General features: G+C 60.3%; 18 protein-coding genes. 5 read left to right on the plus strand and 13 right to left on the minus strand.

Going from position 1 to position 17,217, the window contains the following annotated elements; translation table 11 throughout:
• Positions 1 to 55: 55 nt before the first annotated feature.
• The 6 genes from FBY10_RS28490 to FBY10_RS28515 form a co-directional block, all read right to left on the minus strand.
• The gene (locus tag FBY10_RS28490) at positions 56 to 1,069 is read right to left on the minus strand and encodes a diguanylate cyclase domain-containing protein (RefSeq protein WP_145338495.1); all 1,014 of its coding nucleotides are present in this window, start codon (positions 1,067 to 1,069) and stop codon (positions 56 to 58) included.
• Between the two features lie 136 nt (positions 1,070 to 1,205).
• Positions 1,206 to 3,104 (minus strand): alkaline phosphatase D family protein, encoded by a 1,899-nt coding sequence (locus FBY10_RS28495; RefSeq protein WP_131700279.1) that lies wholly within the window; start codon positions 3,102 to 3,104, stop codon positions 1,206 to 1,208.
• Positions 3,105 to 3,224: 120 nt separating this feature from the next.
• Positions 3,225 to 3,425, minus strand: coding sequence for a hypothetical protein (locus tag FBY10_RS28500; protein WP_131700280.1), 201 nt, complete (start codon positions 3,423 to 3,425; stop codon positions 3,225 to 3,227).
• A gap of 186 nt (positions 3,426 to 3,611) precedes the next feature.
• Positions 3,612 to 5,855 (minus strand): ATP-binding protein, encoded by a 2,244-nt coding sequence (locus FBY10_RS28505; protein ID WP_145338494.1) that lies wholly within the window; start codon positions 5,853 to 5,855, stop codon positions 3,612 to 3,614.
• On the minus strand, positions 5,852 to 6,466 hold the full coding sequence (locus FBY10_RS28510) for a biliverdin-producing heme oxygenase (protein WP_131700282.1): 615 nt from the start codon (positions 6,464 to 6,466) through the stop codon (positions 5,852 to 5,854). The genes FBY10_RS28505 and FBY10_RS28510 overlap by 4 nt, the downstream gene beginning before the upstream one ends.
• Positions 6,467 to 6,662: 196 nt before the next feature.
• Positions 6,663 to 7,043 carry a response regulator gene (locus FBY10_RS28515; protein WP_131700283.1) on the minus strand — a complete coding sequence of 127 codons (381 nt, stop codon included), beginning with the start codon at positions 7,041 to 7,043 and terminating at the stop codon, positions 6,663 to 6,665.
• A 197-nt stretch (positions 7,044 to 7,240) separates the two neighbouring features.
• On the opposite strand from FBY10_RS28515, the gene FBY10_RS28520 reads away from it, so the two are divergent.
• Positions 7,241 to 7,783 (plus strand): demethoxyubiquinone hydroxylase family protein, encoded by a 543-nt coding sequence (locus tag FBY10_RS28520; RefSeq protein ID WP_256663603.1) that lies wholly within the window; start codon positions 7,241 to 7,243, stop codon positions 7,781 to 7,783.
• Between the two features lie 43 nt (positions 7,784 to 7,826).
• On the plus strand, positions 7,827 to 8,201 hold the full coding sequence (locus tag FBY10_RS28525; RefSeq protein WP_131700284.1) for a cytochrome c family protein: 375 nt from the start codon (positions 7,827 to 7,829) through the stop codon (positions 8,199 to 8,201).
• On the opposite strand, the gene FBY10_RS28530 is transcribed toward FBY10_RS28525, so the two are convergent.
• The 5 genes from FBY10_RS28530 to FBY10_RS28550 are packed head-to-tail and all read right to left on the minus strand — an operon-like array spanning position 8,202 to position 12,924.
• Complete coding sequence (locus tag FBY10_RS28530; protein WP_145338493.1) at positions 8,202 to 10,223, minus strand: LTA synthase family protein; 2,022 nt, start codon at positions 10,221 to 10,223, stop codon at positions 8,202 to 8,204. It abuts the gene before it with no gap.
• Positions 10,223 to 10,822 carry a hypothetical protein gene (locus FBY10_RS28535; protein WP_145338492.1) on the minus strand — a complete coding sequence of 200 codons (600 nt, stop codon included), beginning with the start codon at positions 10,820 to 10,822 and terminating at the stop codon, positions 10,223 to 10,225. The genes FBY10_RS28530 and FBY10_RS28535 overlap by 1 nt, the downstream gene beginning before the upstream one ends.
• Complete coding sequence (locus FBY10_RS28540; protein WP_145338491.1) at positions 10,822 to 12,090, minus strand: exo-alpha-sialidase; 1,269 nt, start codon at positions 12,088 to 12,090, stop codon at positions 10,822 to 10,824. Before FBY10_RS28540 ends, FBY10_RS28535 begins: the two co-directional genes overlap by 1 nt.
• 22 nt (positions 12,091 to 12,112) lie before the next feature.
• Entirely contained in the window at positions 12,113 to 12,658 is a 546-nt protein-coding gene (locus tag FBY10_RS28545; protein WP_131700288.1) for a cytochrome b/b6 domain-containing protein, read from the minus strand.
• Positions 12,658 to 12,924, minus strand: coding sequence for a PepSY domain-containing protein (locus FBY10_RS28550; protein ID WP_048722823.1), 267 nt, complete (start codon positions 12,922 to 12,924; stop codon positions 12,658 to 12,660). Before FBY10_RS28550 ends, FBY10_RS28545 begins: the two co-directional genes overlap by 1 nt.
• Positions 12,925 to 13,071: 147 nt before the next feature.
• On the opposite strand from FBY10_RS28550, the gene FBY10_RS28555 reads away from it, so the two are divergent.
• The 3 genes from FBY10_RS28555 (at position 13,072) to FBY10_RS28565 (ending at position 15,759) form a co-directional block, all read left to right on the plus strand.
• Positions 13,072 to 13,734, plus strand: coding sequence for a response regulator (locus FBY10_RS28555; RefSeq protein ID WP_145338490.1), 663 nt, complete (start codon positions 13,072 to 13,074; stop codon positions 13,732 to 13,734).
• The gene (locus tag FBY10_RS28560; protein ID WP_145338489.1) at positions 13,731 to 15,083 is read left to right on the plus strand and encodes a sensor histidine kinase; all 1,353 of its coding nucleotides are present in this window, start codon (positions 13,731 to 13,733) and stop codon (positions 15,081 to 15,083) included. The genes FBY10_RS28555 and FBY10_RS28560 overlap by 4 nt, the downstream gene beginning before the upstream one ends.
• 124 nt (positions 15,084 to 15,207) lie before the next feature.
• Positions 15,208 to 15,759 (plus strand): hypothetical protein, encoded by a 552-nt coding sequence (locus FBY10_RS28565; protein ID WP_145338488.1) that lies wholly within the window; start codon positions 15,208 to 15,210, stop codon positions 15,757 to 15,759.
• Positions 15,760 to 16,082: 323 nt separating this feature from the next.
• On the opposite strand, the gene FBY10_RS28575 is transcribed toward FBY10_RS28565, so the two are convergent.
• The gene (locus FBY10_RS28575) at positions 16,083 to 16,454 is read right to left on the minus strand and encodes a PH domain-containing protein (RefSeq protein WP_145338487.1); all 372 of its coding nucleotides are present in this window, start codon (positions 16,452 to 16,454) and stop codon (positions 16,083 to 16,085) included.
• Between the two features lie 24 nt (positions 16,455 to 16,478).
• Positions 16,479 to 16,808 (minus strand): hypothetical protein, encoded by a 330-nt coding sequence (locus tag FBY10_RS28580; protein WP_131700292.1) that lies wholly within the window; start codon positions 16,806 to 16,808, stop codon positions 16,479 to 16,481.
• Between the last annotated feature and the right edge of the window lie 409 nt (positions 16,809 to 17,217).

The following is a 17,217-nucleotide window of genomic DNA, read 5'->3' on the forward strand; positions in this document are numbered from 1 at the left end:
CGGAAGGAGCTGTTGCCAAAAGCTCGTTTTTGGCAACGTCGTAGCCCCGTCGATGCTACGTCGACACCCCATCCTTGCCCGCCGCCTTCGCGCGATACAACGCCTGATCGGCACGTGCCATAAGGGCGGCGGGGGACTCATTCATACGGCGCTCGGCCACACCCAGGCTCAGGGTGACGTGGAGGTTGCTGCGCGTCGGAATCTTGCGCATCGTCTGGCAGATGTTTTCGGCCAGTGCCGTGGCGGTTTCCAGCGAGCTTTTGGGCAGCACCACCATGAACTCATCGCCTCCCCAGCGGGCCAGCAGGTCGCCTTGGCGAAGGCAGCTTTCCAGGCATTCCACTACCTGCAAAAGGGTTTGGTCGCCCACGCCGTGACCATGTTGGTCATTGATCGGCTTGAAGTCATCGATATCCATCGCGATCAATGCCAGTGGCAGGCGAAAACGCTGGGCACGGTCGCACTCTTCCAGCAGGACTTTTTCCAGGCGGTAGCGGTTGGCAACGAGGGTCAATGCATCCCGTTCGGCCAGGGAGCGGTTTTCGTCCAACTGCAATTGCAACTGCTGATTGACCCGTGACAACTCGCGCGTGCGCTCGGCCACCAGCGCCTCAAGGGATTGGTTGCGCCGCTCCAGCTGTTCGACGGAGCACTTGCGTGTATGAATATCGCGATGGGCGCCCACCATCCGCGCCACCGAGTCATCGGCGTTACGTGCAATCACGTAGCCCCGGTCTTCGATCCACAGGTAGCTGCCGTCTTTTTTGCGGCAACGGTATTCGATTTGATAATGGGGGGCGCGACGGTTGATGTAGTCATCAAACAGCGTCATCACTTGGGGGTAGTCTTCCGGGTGGATGACGGTCTCCCAGGTGAACACGCTGTTTTCGAGGGAGTGGCGGGGGTAGCCCAGCATTTCGTACCAGCCTGGGTTGCGGTAGACGAACCCGGTATTGGCGTTCCAGTCCCAGATTCCGTCGCTGACCAGCTCCAGCACGGTATGCAGCATGTCGGCGTTGAGGTGAGAGATATCACTCTTCAGGTTGCCGTCGTCGGAGGTATCGTCCATCTGCGCGCTCCTTGCATGGGCTGGCGTCCAGGGCCAGCCATATTGATGCCGATACTCCGTGGCTGGGGCTACTGTACAACGGGGCTTGTGCGCTTTGAATAGGGCGGATGGCCGGTTATAGAGGGGTGGCAATAGGCTATTGTTTCGGCGCCATCATCCTCGTCCGAGCTTTCCCATCCGCGTTGTGCTGGTAAATCGTTTCCGGCTGGCCGTGTTCATTGAAAAACACCTGGCCAATCCCCGCCGAATTCCATAGCCGCTCACCCGCTTCGGCATGCTCCGGAATATGCGGTACTACCTGCATGGTGCGGCGGCGAGTGAACCAGTTGAGCGGCGACCGCGGTGAGTACAGCCAGCGGTTGAGGCGGTCGAACCATTCCAGCAATCGCGCTGGGAATTCATTCTTGATGCCGCTGCTGGTGATCTGCCAGATCCTGGGGCCGGCGTTGCGATGGCGGATCAGCACTTCATAGACGAACGAGTAGTGCACGTCGCCCGAGAGGATCACGTAGTTACCAGGTGTACGCGAGTGTCGGAAGATGTTGAGGATCACCTGGGCCGCGCCGCGATGGGCCATCCAGTTTTCCGCGTCCACCAGCAAGGGGTGGCCGCACCAACTGAAGATTTTCTGCACGGTCTCGATCAGCTTGACGCCAAAGATCGGCGCGGGGGAGACGATGATGGCCGAGGGGTGGTCGAGCAGTTCCTGTTGCAGTTCGCTCAAGGCTTCCCAGTCCAGCAGGCCGGACGGTTGCTTGAGGGTGAATTCGCTGCGCCAGCGTCGGGTGCGGGTGTCGAGCACCACCATGGCCGGGGTGGTGGGCAGCACATAGTGCCACTGCTGGAACTTCAGCAGCGCCGCGAGTAAATCATCCTGTGCCTGGGCGTCCAGGTGATTGTTCTGCGCCTGGGTAGCCAGTGCCTGGGTGTGGCCCACCAACTCATCAAAGGCGTCCGGGTTATTACCCCAGCCTTGGCACAACAGGTACGCAAGCAGGGCGTTACCGATGATGCGTGTGGAGAACGGATGGCCGTAGGCGGTTTCTTCCCATTGCGCGCTGAGGTTCCAGTCGTCGGTAATGTCGTGATCGTCGAAGATCATCAACGTGGACAGATGGGCGAATACCCGCGCCACGCCCGGCAAGCCATCGCGAAATTTATCCACCTGCACCTGTTCGCGGGCATAGCGCGCAGCTTCATCGGCGTTCAGTTGCGGTGGCTGTAGGGTGATCAGTGACCAGGGGGTAGGTGACCACACCAGCAGGTACATCGCCATGACCTCGGCGAACGTCACCAGGTGATTGTCGGCGGTGCTGCTGGTGAAAATCGGCTTTTTCACGCCGCCAAAAAAACGTTCGCGCAGGGTCTCGTTGCTGTCCAGCGCAGGTAGCAGATCCGCGCGGTTGTAGTAGCTGGCGTGATGCCCGTAAAGGCTGGCGCTGTCGTCTACCACGGCGCCTTCCAGGTACTCATCGAACAGGCCCAGACGCGCAATCAGCCCATGGATCGCCCGCAACATCGGGCCGGCGACATCGTCGGCGTACACCTGGTCGCCGCTCATCATCAGCAAAGCTGGGCGGTCGGCTGGGGTCTGTGCATCGGCCAGCAGGCGATCGAGGCAGAGCAGGCCTTCGTCGGCCTTGTGGTGAGGTTTACGGCACGAGCCGTGTACCAACTGATGGATATGGCTGTGCAGTACGAAACTTGGGCATCGCGTGTCGGCGTACAGCAGGTGCGGTGCCCACTCGGCAATGCCGGCATCGTCGACCAGCAGGTCATAGTTGATGACCACGTCCTGTGGCAGCGCCTCGTCCAACCGTACATCAATCAGATGGATAAACGCCTGGCGCCCCACTGGCACGATCTGGCACTGGTCCTGGCCCAGGGGTATTTCCAGGCTCCGTTCGGCACAGTGCAGCTTCAGGGTCAGGGGCAATGCCCGGCTTCCCACCAGCCACAGCACCAGGCGCCGGGGTTCCAGGCGCCGCAGCAGAGGGCCGGCGAGTACGGCGGGCAATGTGTCGGGATGTGGCATGCAGTAACAGGCTCCGGCCAGGGTTGAACCGGCAAGGTTAGCGCAACGGATGTCAGTGTTTTGTTAAGGCGCGGCGGTCAGTAAAGAAGAAGGGCAGTGTGCTGCCCTTCTTCCTACGGTTTAGAGCAGGTTTCCTCTGCCCAGGCTGTCCAGGCCGCCACTTCCGGTTCGGCGGTTGCGCGCCGAACCGTCGGCTTCTTGAGGCTCCAGTTGCGACTGAGGTGCTTCGATGCTGCGCTTCTTGCGTTGGAGGGTTGCATCATCCTGTGGCGCAGTGGGGTATTGAGGGGGGAGTTGTACGGCGTTGATGGAGCTGATCATGGACGTGTCCTTCTCTCTATTAGTCGTGGGTTACTTCGCCCCTTGGCGCGAAGTGGCGCCAAACTTATAGAGCCTGGAGAAGGTGGGCTATAAACGCCCTGCTGCAAGATATGACGGCGGTTGGCAACCGGCTTCAGACGTCATCCCGCCATTTTTGCGTGGCGAGCAGGCTCGCCACAGGAGCGGTCAGGTATGGGAGTCCTCGATCACTCTCGGCACGGTAAAGCGGAACTCACTGCCACGTCCGACTTCACTCTCGGCAACGATTTTGCCGCCATGGGCTTGGACTATCCCCTGGGTGATATACAGCCCCAGACCCGTACCGGTGGGGTTGTTTTCGGCCTTGGTCCAGTAGCGATCAAACACATGCGGCAATTGCTCAGGCGCAATGCCTTCACCGGAGTCGCGCACCGAAAACACGATCTCTTCACCATTGCTCAATGCGCTGATGCCGATATGGCCTTGGCGCGGGGTGAACTTGATGGCATTGCCAATCAGGTTCGACAGCACCTGAAACAATCGCTCCGGGTCGCCGTTGATCTGCAGGCCAGGCTCGGCGTTGAACGACAGGTCGATGCCTTTTTCCATCGCCAGTGGCGCCAGCAGGGAATAGGCCTCTTCGAACATTTGGCTGACGTCCAGGGCCACCCGTTTGACCACATAGCGTCCGGCCTCGATTTTCGAGGTGTCGAGCAAATCTTCCAGCAATACGTTCATGCGCCCGGCGGCCTGTTGCATGGTGTCGATGGCCGAGGAAATGCGGCGCGATGTGTGCGGGCCGTCGGAGCTGAAAGCCTTTTGCATCATGCCGCAGAGCATGGAGATTACCGTCATCGGGTTGCGCAGGTCGTGGGATACCACCGCCACCAGGTCATCGCGGGCACGCACGGCTTGTTGCTCGCGCAGCACCTGGCGGGCCAGATCGTTTTCCAGGGCCGAGCGGCGCAGGTCATTGGCTGCGAAGAGGTCGCCGTGGCTCCATTTGGTGGAGATACCGGCCATTTCCACTTTCCAGATTTCAAACGAGGTGCGTGGGCGAAGGCGCAGGCCGGCGTTGGAGTTTTCCAGGGCCAGCGGCTTGTTCGGGTCGCCGCTCCAGTTGATGCTCTCTTTCACTTCCGGGCGGAACCACAGCACGCCGTTATCCACAGGCTTTGGCAGGCTCATTGCCAGGACACCACTGGCCACCTGTTGAAATTCGGCAGCTGGCGGGTAGACCGACACCAGGTTATGGCTGGAAAACACCGGCTCGCCGCTGTCTTGCAACCACTTGTGCAATGCACGGATCTGAGCGGGTTCCGGGCAGTTGCCGTAGCGGTGCAGTTGCTTGTCTTCGATGATCGCCACGCCGCTGGACAAGGTCAGGTCCATCAGCAACTGACCGCGCTGGGCCAGGCCGTCGAACACGTTTTCTTCTGACGCCTTCATGGCTTTATCCAGCAACGCCAAGGCCTCAACTTTTTCCTCACGCTGACGGCTCAGGTCCAGGGCTTCCATGGCGCTGATCTGCAATGACAACACCTGGCCGATGGTCTGGCAGGTGATGCGCAAGTTATTGGGCACCAACAGTGGTTCGCGGTTGCCGCAACTGATCAGGCCCCAGAGTTTGTCGCCCTTCATCAGCGAAATGCTCATGGACGACAACACGCCCATGTTCTGCATGTATCGGCAGTGAATCGGCGACACGCTGCGCAGGGTGGCGAAGCTCAAATCCAGCGGTTCACCGGTATCCGGGCGCAGTTTGGGCAGCAGTGGCACCGGCTCGTAGGCAGCATTCGGAATGATGCGCAGCCAGTTTGTGCGATACAGCTCGCGGGCCTGCTCCGGGATGTCGGACGCTGGGAAGAACAGCCCGTTGAATAGCTCCATGGACGGTGCCGACGCTTCCGCGATCACCTGGCCGTGGCCTTCCTCTTCGAAGCGATAGATCAACACCCGGTCGTAACCGGTCATGGCCTGGATTTCAGTCACGCTGATTTCGTACAGCGCTTGCAGGGTTTTCGCTGATTGCAGACGTTGCAGCATCTTGCCCAAGTCACTGCTGCGACCCTTCAGCGCCCGTGGCCGGAAGTCCTTGAGCCGCGGCTCGAACTCCAGCACCAGCACATCCTGATGGCGGTGCAACAGGCCTTCGAACTCGGCGCCGTTGAACGTGACATGCAGCGGCGGCGCATCGACAAAACTGTTGTGTTCCGCCATGACCTGCACGGCCTGGGCATGCTCGGCACCCACCAGCGTGTGCAGCGGCTGGCCCAGCAACGATTCGGGGGCGCGGTTGAACAAGGCGGCGACGTTGGTACTGACCTGGATGATGTTCAGGTCGGGTTCCGACAGCGTCAGCAGCACGCCGTGGGGTTGGATCGCCCCCGGAAAGCGGATGGGCTCGTCGGCACAGTTGGCAAGCAGCTCTTCAAAGTCTTCGGGTTTCATAGCAGTACCTCCTGGCTGTCGAGCCATTGCTCAAAGCAGCTGAATGTCGAACGTGCCGCGTTCACCGCACGCTGTTTGGCTGGCGCGTCCAGCGGCTGACGGCCCAGATAGTCGAGAAAATCCTTCCAGCGCCGACCGGTCTCGGCACCGTATACATCGAGGAACGCACCGCCGTTATCGGCGTCCAGATCCAGGCGCAGGGCCATTTCCCGGCGCAATACCTGGCCGCCCAAGGTTGCGCCTTCCAGCACATACAGGGCGCCGAGGCAGGCTGCGGGGGTGTCGAAGGAGGGCAGTTGCACACAGTGTGGCAAGGCATTGATCGCGGGGGCATCCAGGCCAAGGGCGTGAAGATCGTCCAACAGGGTCGGTGTTTTCACACGCAGCGCCGGGTCGAAGCCTTCAGGGATGAAGTCGCAGCCGTACAGCGCCGCTTCCATCGGCCCATAAAACCCGTAATACGCCTGGATCAAGCGCTGGTACCAGCCGGCATCCAGGTGCTCGGAAAAAAACGGCAGGCGTTTTTCCAGCGCTACGTGCAATAGGCCAGTGCCTGCGCGCAACGCTTCCAGCAATGAGGGCGTACCACCATCATGGGCCTGTGAATGCATTCAATGAGCTCGAACTGTGGGCCTTTCGGCCATGAATGACGCGTTAAAAAAGGCGACGATTCTACACAACACGTAAGCATCAGTTGAACGCACAAAGCGAAAAGGCTGACCAGTGGATCAGAAAAGTCGCTCCCTGCTTAATTAAGTGACCATAAGGCCAGCTGTGAAGTTCGGCATAAATGATATCGCGACGCTATCAATGCATGGACGACCCCTGCTGGGTCAACGCGGTTTGCACGCACTCAAGTAGATGTTCGGTGCTCCACGGCTTGGGCAGGAACCGCACGGAGCCTCCCAATTGCTCTGCGAGTCTGGCGTTTCCCGAGGTGAGCAATACCGGCACCGACGGCCAGCGGTGTGCAACTACCCGGCTGAGGTCATAACCGTTGAGCAACCCCGGCATCTGCACATCGCTGACAATCAAATCCACCGGGTCATCGCCACGCTCCAGGTAAATCATCCCTTCATCGGCCGAAGGGAAAGAGGTCACCGTCGCGCCGAAATCCTCCAGTACATCCACCATCAACGACCGAATGATCTCGTCGTCTTCCAATACCAAAATCGATGGCTGAGCCATGATCGTTACTCCACCATCAGGGTTCAGTAGGGTGGAGTGGAATAGGGTTGGATAGGTTCTATTGGATCTGCACGGGGCGATGGGTGGTCGATTCGAGGGTCTAGGTTGCGCATTTGCGCGGTGGTACGGCACGATACCGGCGCTCTGCAATCAGGATCTGCCCGAACCCCACGGGCCTTCGCACAAGGTCGTCAACCGTGAACGCTTCCGCTGCCCCCTTGATCGACCCGAACCTGGGTAACCGCATGATCAAAGTCGACCACGCCGGCGAACATGGCGCGATCTGTATCTACAGTGGCCAGCTGTTTATGGCGCGGTTGTTCGCCCCCGGCATGGTGGGGGAGCTCCAGGAGTTCCTCGCCCACGAGCGCCGCCACCGCGCCGTGTTTCAGGCTGAGTTGCAACGGCGAGGCTACCGACGCTGCCGCAGCTACTGGCTGTGTGGCCTTGGTGGGCTGGTGCTGGGCCTGCTCACCGGGGTGTGCGGGCGCAAGGCTATCGTCGCCACCACCGTGGCGGTGGAAAGCGTGGTGCTCAAGCACCTGGCTCATCAACTTCACGCTTTACGCGACGTAGACCCGCTGGCCGTGGCGGCCATTGCCTCCATCGTCGAAGAAGAACAACACCACCACGACCACTCGGCTGCGCAGATCGATGTGCAGGATCCTTGGTTTCGTGCGCTGACGCCGGTTGTAACGGCGTGGACCGAAGCGGTGATCTGGATGGGCATGCGCTCCTGACAAACAGGCATAATCGCCGGCAACACCCGATGTGGAGTCACCCATGAAGTACGTCCTACTGACCCTCGCGCTCATCCTCAACACCGGCACGGCTAATGCGGCCGGCGATGCCGAGGCTGGCGCCAAGCTCTTCAGCAAGACCTGCGGCGGCTGCCACAGCGTCGGCGAAGGCGCGCGCGGTGGCTTTGGCCCAGAGCTCAACGGCATCATCGGCCGACCCGCCGGTACCACCGCCGACTATCAATATTCGGACGCGATGAAAAACTCCGGCGTGGTCTGGACCCGCGACAAGCTGGCGGCCTATATCGAAGCGCCAAAAAAGGTGGTGAGTGGTACGCGCATGATTTTCTGGGGCATCAGCGACCCGGAAAAAATCGACAACATCCTGGCGTACCTTGAGACGTTCCAGCCCAAGTAATCACTCACGCACATTCCTGAACAGCATCAACCGCGCACTTTCATGCAGCCCACGGGTCAGCGCCTGCAAACGCTGAAATTCCTCGGGGTGCTGCGCGGCCACATCGTCACGCGGGGTGAGTGATGCCAGGTCATGCAAGGTCGGAGAGCTGCCGTCGTATTGCATCTGCAGCAGGAAGTCCTGGGTCACGCCGCCGATGATCGGGAAGGTGCCCTCGCGCAACACCAGCGGCACCACGCGTTCGCCCTCGGGCGCCGGTTGCTGGATGTCCCGGCCCATCGCGCCATTGCGAAACGGTACGCCCGCCATGCCGGCCACGGTGGGCAGCAGGTCGGCCAGCCCCACCGCTTCTTCGATCACCCGGGGCTCAAGGCCGGGGGCGTGGATCAGCAGCGGCACGTTGTTACTTTCCAGGCCCAGCTGTTCGAAGGCCGGCGCCATGTGCGGGATCTGGCTGATGCGGGTGTTGTGGTCACCGAAGAACACAAAAATGCTGTTGTCGTAGTAGCCGCCGGCCTTGGCGATGTCCATCAGCCGGCCGATGTTGTAGTCCAGCAGGCGCACGGCGTTGTACTGCTCGACACTGCGGGAACCCGCGGCCTGGGCCTGTTCCAGCGTCACGTCGCTGAGCTGGAAGCCATCGTTGTGCTTGGGGATGGTGAAGGGACGATGGTTGCCGGAGGTTTGCAGATAGGCGAAGAACGGCTGGTCTTTGGGCACCGCGCTTAACAGTCCGTCAGCTTCCTTGAACAGGTCCAGGTCGGAAATCCCCCACACGTCCACCCGTGGCGATTGCCAGTCGCTCTCCTCGAACAGTTGCACATCGTCGATGCTCTGGCGGATCAGTGCATTGATATTCGCCCAGCCGGCGTTGCCGCCGATCATGTAGAACTTCTGGTAGCCCTCGAATGCATTGATCAACGTGTGTTGCCGCGTGATCAGCGGATTGCGCGTGGCGGTCTCCTGGCGGGTGACGTCGGGCACACCGGTGATGCTGGCCCATACGGTTTTGGCTGTGCCGGTGACGGGGACGTAGAAGTGTTTGAAGAACCAGCTTTGCGTCGCCAGTTTATCCAGGTTCGGCGTGGGGTTGAGCGGGTTGCCATAGGCACCCACGGCGCTGGTGCCGAGGGATTCGAGCATCACGAAAATCACGTTGGGCGGGCGCTCGCCGGCCAGTCGATAGGGCTGTACGCCTTGTTCGCGAATGAAGTTCAGGGACTGGGCATCGGGCTGGGCCACGCCCAGGTACTGGGCGACGTGCGGGTAATACTCGCGAACCTGGGCTTCATCGAACTGCGATTGGCCGACCTTGAGCGTGTCATACAAAAACAGCACCGGGTTCAGGCCCACGGCGGCCAGTTGGCTGTTGCCGGAAAAGAACGCATCGCTCCAGCGCAGGGGCACCGGGTTCTCCAGGTTGAGATGGGCGACACGGCCGAGCAGGGCCAGCAGCACCGCGACGACGCCCATCACACTCACCACCGTCAGTGTCGGCTTGCTGATAGCGGCGGGCGCTCGATCCAGGGTCAACCGCTCCAGGCAGACCAACGCCCAGACCCAAAGCGCCACCGCCGCGAGCCAGCTGGCGGTTATCCACAGCACTGGGTAGGTTTCCCACACCATCTGTTGGGAAATCTGCGCGTCTTGCAGGTAGCGCAGCACCGTCGCATTGATACGCACGCCGAGGTAGGCGTAGTGGCCGAAGTCGATGATGTACACCAGCCCCACCACTGCCAGTGCGATGACCAGATAACCGCGCGCCAGCCAACGCAGGGCCGGCAGGGTGGTGAGGTTCCAGCGCGGCAACCATGCCACCACGGCCAGAGGCAGCAGGATCAACACCGCCAGGCGCAGGTCGAAACGCAGGCCGATACCCAGGGTTTCCAATAGCGCCGGAGTGTTCAAGTCAAGGCCGGAAAAACCCAGCACAAACACCAGCCGCAACGCAGCCAGCAACACAAACACCAACCCGATCGCGCCCACGCCGTAGCGCAGGCGGCGTGATTGCAACGCACTCATCATTGACCCCTGTGCCATTTCAAAAGAGGGCGCCAGGCGGCGCTGATCAGCAGCCCCGCGCCGGCGATCAGGCAGTAACCGGTCAGCAACGGGTCGACCAGATAATCCCAATAGTTTTCTGACGCCTTGAGCCGTAACGCAAAAGCCAACGTGCCCATCGCCAACATCCACACCGACAGCGTATTACGCCGCCACAACATCAACAGTGCGGCCGCTGCCGCCAGGACGATCATCGGCCGCGGGTTGTAGCCCCAACGGTACGGGTCGAAGTAGGTCAGGCCCAACGTGGCCGGATACAACACCAGGCTCAACAGGCCAAACAGCAGCAACATCTGTACCTGATGCCGGCGAGCAAGCGGCTGCACGACGCCCAGACGGCTGAGCACGACCCAGGCCAACAACACCAATGTGCTGATCGCCAGGTCATCGGTAAAACTGCGCACATACGCCGCCAGCGGCAGCTCGTTGACCGGGATAAAACTGACCGCCACCAGCGCCGGCAGCAGCCATGGCCGCCAGGGTGCGGTAAACCTGAGCGTGCTTAACAGCACAAACCCCAGCAGCACAAAACTCAAATGGGCCTGCCACAGAGAAACCATCACAGACGTTCCGCCAGCCAGGCTTCGTTGAAGCTGACATGTTTGATAAAGGTGTTATTCCACGAGTACACCAAGTGGTACATGCCGTCCGGGCTGCGGCTGAAGTACGGGTACTCGTATTCGAAATCGCAGCCCCGGGGTTTGCACACGCGGTAGTCGAGGTTGCTGAGAAAGCGCTGTTCCAGCGGCAGGCGTTTGGCGCCGCTGGAGGCGCGGAAGCCTTCGCCGATGATTTCTTTATAGGCCTCGGGGGAGAAGGGTTGGCCGAGCGGGTCGGGTGATTCATCCAGTTGCGCCACGGTGCGCCATTGGCTGAGCTGGGCGTCGGTGCCGTAGAGACTGAGCTTGAAGCGGCCATCCTGCAGGTCGTTGAGGGCCACGAGTAACCCGTCATCTACCGTGCCCACCGCCGCCAACGACGAATTGGGGTTGGCCGGTTCCAGCGGGTACGGCTCGCTCCAGGTTTGCCCGGCGTCTTCGGTGCGGCTGGCCAGGACGCGGTGGTGGGTGTCGCCGGCGTAGCGCAACATCGCCACCGCGCGCTTGCCATCCAGCGGTACGATGGTCGGTTGCAGGGAGTTCTTGCCGCGGCTGATGCGGAATTTATCGATCACCGCGCCGTCGGCGCTCAAGTACAGGTACTCGGCAAACTTGCCCATGAACTCGTGGTACACCGGCAGGCCGATGGAGCCGTCGGCGTGGAACACCGGCGCTGCGCGCACCAGCGTACTGATGTTGAAAAACGGAGAGGTCACCAATTGCCGGGGCGCCGACCAGTTGGTGCCGAGGTCATCCGACACCATCAGGTTGATCGCACTGGTGGCCCAGCCGCCGACCGACACCGAGACATAAAACATCCACAGGCGTTTATCCGGCCCCAGGGCGATCACCGGGTTGCCGAGTTTGCGGATATAGCGCTGGGTGCCGTCGCGGGTGCTTTCCCGCGTGGCCAGCACCTGCTCGGTGCCCCATTCGCCGCTGCGCGCATCGAAGCGTGCGGTGCGCACCTGCACATCGGCGGCGCCTTCACGGGAACCGGCAAACCACACTGCGATCAGGTCGCCACCGGGCAGGGCGGTAACAGAGGATGAATGCACAAAGTCCGTGAGCTGCGAAGACACAAAACGGCTGGTGTACTGTGGTGCCGCCGCCACCTTCATGGTGTTCGGCGCCACTTGGGCAAAGGGGGCCAGCACATGGGGCGGGTGGCTTAGCCACGCGGCCACGAAGACGGCGAGCAGGCTGCAGATCAGTAAGGCGGAGCGCATAGAGGACCTGTCGAGAAAAGGATTACTGCGCACGTTCATCCGGCAGGCGCTTCCTGCGACCGGTGAGCATGGATAACGGCAGGTTGTCCCGCACCTGGATACTTTCAAACACCGCGGCCAGCACATGGATGCACACCAGGCCCAGCAGCACATTGGCGGCGGTTTCATGGATTTGCAGGGGCCAATCGGCGCCCCACAGGGCATCCACTTCCTGCATCAAAAAGCCGCTGATGCCGATGGTCAGCAACGCCAGCAACATCAACAGCATCACCAGCGCACCGATGGGCGAATGGCCCAGGCGATGCTGCGGGCGGCGGTTGAGCAGCGAGCGCAGATGGGTTTTCAAGCGTTTCGGGGTCGGCCAGAAGTCCGCCCAGCGTGCGCTGCGCGGCCCGATGAATCCCCACACCGTTCGTACCAGCAGCCAGGCCATGGCGTAATAGCCCAGCCAGACATGCCAGTCGTCGCCCGCTTCGTTAAAGAAGTAATTGGCGACAAAGACCCCGGCGATCGACAGATGAAACAGCCTTACCAACGGGTCCCACAGGCGCAGGGATTCGCCTGGCATCAGCCTTTGATCTCAGTCTTCACAGCCTTGCCGGTCACCGGATCGTGGTAGATCTCGACCTTGCGCTTGTCCTTGTCGAAACCGTAGATCTCGTAGCAGTTGCCGTCGGTGACCTTGAACTTGCTGATCTCGTAGCCTTCGGCCTTGAGCTTGTCCTGGAAGGCTTTTTCGTCTTGCCATTGCGAGCGTTCGGCGGTGGTGCATTGCGGACCGGCAACGGCCAGGGGGCTGGCGATAATCAGGGACAGCAGGAGAATTTTGCGCATGGAAAAGCTCTCAGCAGATGTGGGAGATTTCACAATGCAAAATCAACCTTAGCGCAACCTTAGTTGGCAACGCGCGGTAACATCTTTGCCGAAATAGCCTCGGCCAGAACCCGGCATGATGCCGCCGATTCCCACAGAGACTTTGCTATGCGCCTACTCCTTGTCGAAGATGATCGTGCCCTTGGCCAAGGGATTCGCGTGGCATTGGGCGTTGAAGGCTACACCCTGGATTGGCTGCAGGATGGCGTTGCGGCCCTGTATGCCCTGCGCACGGAAAACTTCGATCTGTTGCTGCTCGACCTCGGCCTGCCGCGCCTCGATGGCCTGGATTTGTTGCAGCAACTGCGCGCCGAGCAGCACGACCTACCGGTGTTGATCCTCACTGCCCGCGACGGCACCGCCGAGCGCATCGCCGGTCTGGACGCCGGTGCCGACGACTACCTGGTCAAACCCTTCGATGTGGAAGAACTCAAGGCCCGCGTGCGCGCCTTGTTGCGCCGCAGTCAGGGCCGCGCGCAACCGATGCTGGAACATGCCGGCGTCAGCCTCGATCCGGCCACTCAGCAAGTGCGGTATTTGGATGAAGACATCATCGTCACCCCCATGGAATACCAACTGCTGCACCAACTGATGGTACGCCCCGGCAAAGTGGTGACCCGCGAGCGCCTGTCCCGCGCGTTGTATGGCTGGCAGGACCGGGTCGAGAGCAACACCTTGGAAGTGTTGATCCACAACCTGCGTAAAAAGTTATCCACCGAGCTGATCCGCACCGTGCGCGGTGTTGGCTATGTACTGGCGCTTAAATCATGACCTCCGTGCGTGCACGCATCCTCATCCCTGTCCTGGTGCTGATCCTGTTGGGCGACGCCCTGATCAGCTGGCTGGTATTGCGCGACAGCCACCACGAAATCGAGGAAGTCTACGACGCCCAACTCGCCCAAAGCGCGCGCCTGTTGCAAGGCGTATTGCGCCAGCGCGACCCTGGCGAAGCCGACTGGGACCGCTTGTATCAGGCCTTCGATCAGGCGATGAGCCGTGTCGGCGAGGACGGTGTCGCCCACCCTTATGAAACGCGGTTGACCTTCCAGGTGTGGCGCAGCGACGGCCAATTACTCGTACGCTCCGCCGAAGCGCCAGTGTTGGCCGCACCGCCGGCTACCCTCGGCTCCCACGACATCCTCGACAACGGCAACGACTGGTGCGCCTTTCTCCTTGCCGACCCGCAACAGGGCCTGCTGATCTGGGTGGGCGAGCGCGACGATATTCGTCAGGACGTGATCCAGCGCATCATGCGCCACACCCTCTGGCCCACCTTGATCGGCGTGCCGCTGCTCACTGTATTGATCTGGCTGGTGATCGGCTGGGGCCTCAAGCCCTTGCGCGCCATGGCCCGCAAGATTCGCGGGCGCACTGCCGGGACCCTGCAACCGCTGCACCTCAAGCCGCTGCCCAGCGACTTGGAGCCGATGCAAACCGCGCTCAACCGGCTGTTGGTGCAAGTGGATGACCTGTTGGAACGCGAACGCCGTTTCATCGCTGACGCTGCCCACGAACTTCGCACCCCTCTGGCAATCCTGCGCATCCACGCGCAAAACGCCCAAAGTGCCGGCACCGAGGCCCAGCGGCGCGAAGCGTTGGACTTCCTGGTCAACGGCGTCGACCGCGCCACCCGCATTGGCAGCCAACTGCTGACCATGGCGCGCATCGAGCCGCAGTTGAACAACCCTAAGCGCAGCCGCGTACAACTCACCGAGCTGGTGCGCGAAGAACTCGCCGAACTGACACCGCTGGCCATGGAAAAAGGCGTGGAGTTGGTGTTGGAAGGGGATGAAGACTGCTGGATCGAAACCGAGCCGGTAGCACTGACCATCGCCCTGCAAAACCTGGTGACCAACGCCCTCAACTTCTCCCCGCCGGGCAGCGAAGTGAAAGTAGTGATTGGTGCCCATTGCCTCAGCGTGGAGGACCAGGGGCCGGGCATTGATGAGGCGGAAATGGGGCGTTTGTTCGAGCGGTTCTACAGCCGTGGCAATGCCAATGGCGCAGGGTTGGGGCTGGCAATTGTGGAGATGATCGTGGGCAAGATCGGCAGCCGGCTGGCGCTGCATAACCGGGAGCAGGGCGGGTTGTGCGCGCGTTTGGTGTTTAACGAGGCCTGAAGCGATCACTGCTCAAATGTGGGAGCTGTCGAGCCCCTGCATCGCGGTCGCTCCACTGCGGAACATTTTGTTTAATCACTGGTCCAGTTTTCATGATCTGTCACCCTGATAAGGACATCCTCCCGTGAAGCGAATCGCACTGCTCTCCCTCGCCCTGGCCCTGTGCGCCTGCCAATCCAACCAACGCGACTCATCCCCCAGCCTGCTCAAGGATGGTATTCAACTGCGCCAGAAAACCGTGACCGTCGATGCTGAGCACGCCAAAGTCATCATGAAAGCCTATGGCGGCACCGCTCCCGTCGAGTTCTCGATACGCCGCGAAGGCGACCCCGATGAACGCATGGAAACCCTGGGCACGGTGATGGATACAGGTGAAGGCCGCGTCTTCAACTGGATTGCAAAGCTCAACCAGACCGTAGCCAGCGCGGGGTTCAAGCGCTTCCCGCAGTTGGAGATCCAGGCAGATCCTGGCAAGAAGCTGACCGTCGCCAGTTCGTCCACCGACTCACGCCCTGGCATCTACGCCATTTGCGGGCCTCTGTTAAGTAGCTTCCAGCCTGAAAAGGGCAAGGTGTATCTGGTGGAGTTCCAGTTCAAACCTTCGTCGTGTGCGCAGCAGGTGTTTGATATTACGGATCCGGCGAATCGGGTTCTGATTGTGGGGGGAGGGGAGTGAGGCGAAAGAGGGTTAGGTGGACGGCCGAACAAATGCGGATGCTGCGCTTGGAAGGGCCTGAAGGTTTGATAATTCCAGCGCTCTCCGTCAGGGGCTTCGTCTGATCGTGCTTCAACCAGGTGGCCTGCAACCTTGATCAACTGTTGAGCGCAATGCGCCAGAATTTTCGGTGTGGTTTGATTACCTTCCACAAGATTTCGTGACAAACACAAGAAAGTCCGCTCGCAGCCGGCATTGCCGTGGCAGATTAATCGGGCTCGGTTCAACAGCGTGGATGACGATCAGTCAGCGTCATCGGTGATCCCCTCAAGCATGCCCGCCGATCAAGTCAGCAGGTGCTTGGAGATCAGGCGGGAGATTTCGACAATCGAGGTCTTACCGGTGAATTCAAATTTCACTTTTCCCAGCGACGAAAAGTAAATCTCCAGTTCCGAATCCAGGTCAAACGTCCCGGACGTTTCCACCGAGTACGCGACGATGTTTTTGTACGGTAGCGAGGTGAAGTCCTTCTTGCTGCCGGTGATGCCTTGCACGTTCACCGCGATGATGCGTTTGGTGGTGAATACCACGCCGTCGCGCATGGCTTTGTAGGCGTCGACGACTTCTTCGTCGTCCAGCAGCAGGGCTGCGACGCGTTCGGCGTATTCGTTGTTTTGTTTGAGTTTGAAGAAGCCTTTGTTGTTGAAGTCGATCATGTGACGGTCCTTGTGGTGAGTCGGTTATTGGATGGCTTTAAGGTAGTCCTTCAGTGCCACGAGCGGTGGGTTGAGTTCCTCCAGCGTGCTGACTTGCTGTACGTCGCTAGACAACCACTGCAACTCACGCCCCAACACCGTATCGGCCCCACCCAAAGTGGTCAGCGCCTGCACCACACACTCATCTATCTTCAGCAGAATTCCCGACAGATCCCCCTGCCGCACCAGCAACCCAAATACCTCCCGCTCATACCCATCCATCACCAGGTCATCCCTCAACACCGGGCTGCCGCCGTCCTCCTCATGCACGAGCTTGAGTGCAAAGAGCGCAACGGCTTCCAGCGTCAATTCCATGGTGTCGGTTCCTCAGGGTTCGGGGCGGAGGGCGATGATCACTGTTCTGGGCGTGAAAAAAAAGACCTGGTGCGTACCGGGTTTCGGATGTTCTGCAGTATTGATGAGAACCCGTATGCGGCCGGCCTGACTTCACGGTTCGATGTCACTGACAACACGGCCGTGGTTCTTGGCTGCTGGCCAAGTACACCTTCTATATAGAAGCAATGACGCCCCCTTTAATAAGAAGGCCTTTATTGCGTCGTGGTGTGTGGGGCTTTTGTTAAGGAAAGTTTTTCCAGAAGGGGGTTGACCACGCAATTCAATACTGTATTATTCGCCTCCCGCTGACGAGAGATCGGAAGCGCAAGTGGTTGAAGTTGTTGAAGAAATCTTCGAAAGCTTCTGAAAATAATCACTTGACAGCAAA

It is taken from the genome of Pseudomonas sp. SJZ103 (genome assembly GCF_007828335.1).
Classification (GTDB): Bacteria; Pseudomonadota; Gammaproteobacteria; order Pseudomonadales; family Pseudomonadaceae; genus Aquipseudomonas.

Bases quoted from the DNA above. Each gene is read 5' to 3' on its own strand.
- FBY10_RS28490 (WP_145338495.1), bottom strand. From the start codon at position 1,069: ATGGACGATACCTCCGACGACGGCAACCTGAAGAGTGATATCTCTCAC.
- FBY10_RS28495 (WP_131700279.1), bottom strand. From the start codon at position 3,104: ATGCCACATCCCGACACATTGCCCGCCGTACTCGCCGGCCCTCTGCTG.
- FBY10_RS28500 (WP_131700280.1), bottom strand. From the start codon at position 3,425: ATGATCAGCTCCATCAACGCCGTACAACTCCCCCCTCAATACCCCACT.
- FBY10_RS28505 (WP_145338494.1), bottom strand. From the start codon at position 5,855: ATGAAACCCGAAGACTTTGAAGAGCTGCTTGCCAACTGTGCCGACGAG.
- FBY10_RS28510 (WP_131700282.1), bottom strand. From the start codon at position 6,466: ATGCATTCACAGGCCCATGATGGTGGTACGCCCTCATTGCTGGAAGCG.
- FBY10_RS28515 (WP_131700283.1), bottom strand. From the start codon at position 7,043: ATGGCTCAGCCATCGATTTTGGTATTGGAAGACGACGAGATCATTCGG.
- FBY10_RS28525 (WP_131700284.1), top strand. From the start codon at position 7,827: ATGAAGTACGTCCTACTGACCCTCGCGCTCATCCTCAACACCGGCACG.
- FBY10_RS28530 (WP_145338493.1), bottom strand. From the start codon at position 10,223: ATGAGTGCGTTGCAATCACGCCGCCTGCGCTACGGCGTGGGCGCGATC.
- FBY10_RS28535 (WP_145338492.1), bottom strand. From the start codon at position 10,822: ATGGTTTCTCTGTGGCAGGCCCATTTGAGTTTTGTGCTGCTGGGGTTT.
- FBY10_RS28540 (WP_145338491.1), bottom strand. From the start codon at position 12,090: ATGCGCTCCGCCTTACTGATCTGCAGCCTGCTCGCCGTCTTCGTGGCC.
- FBY10_RS28545 (WP_131700288.1), bottom strand. From the start codon at position 12,658: ATGCCAGGCGAATCCCTGCGCCTGTGGGACCCGTTGGTAAGGCTGTTT.
- FBY10_RS28550 (WP_048722823.1), bottom strand. From the start codon at position 12,924: ATGCGCAAAATTCTCCTGCTGTCCCTGATTATCGCCAGCCCCCTGGCC.
- FBY10_RS28555 (WP_145338490.1), top strand. From the start codon at position 13,072: ATGCGCCTACTCCTTGTCGAAGATGATCGTGCCCTTGGCCAAGGGATT.
- FBY10_RS28560 (WP_145338489.1), top strand. From the start codon at position 13,731: ATGACCTCCGTGCGTGCACGCATCCTCATCCCTGTCCTGGTGCTGATC.
- FBY10_RS28575 (WP_145338487.1), bottom strand. From the start codon at position 16,454: ATGATCGACTTCAACAACAAAGGCTTCTTCAAACTCAAACAAAACAAC.
- FBY10_RS28580 (WP_131700292.1), bottom strand. From the start codon at position 16,808: ATGGAATTGACGCTGGAAGCCGTTGCGCTCTTTGCACTCAAGCTCGTG.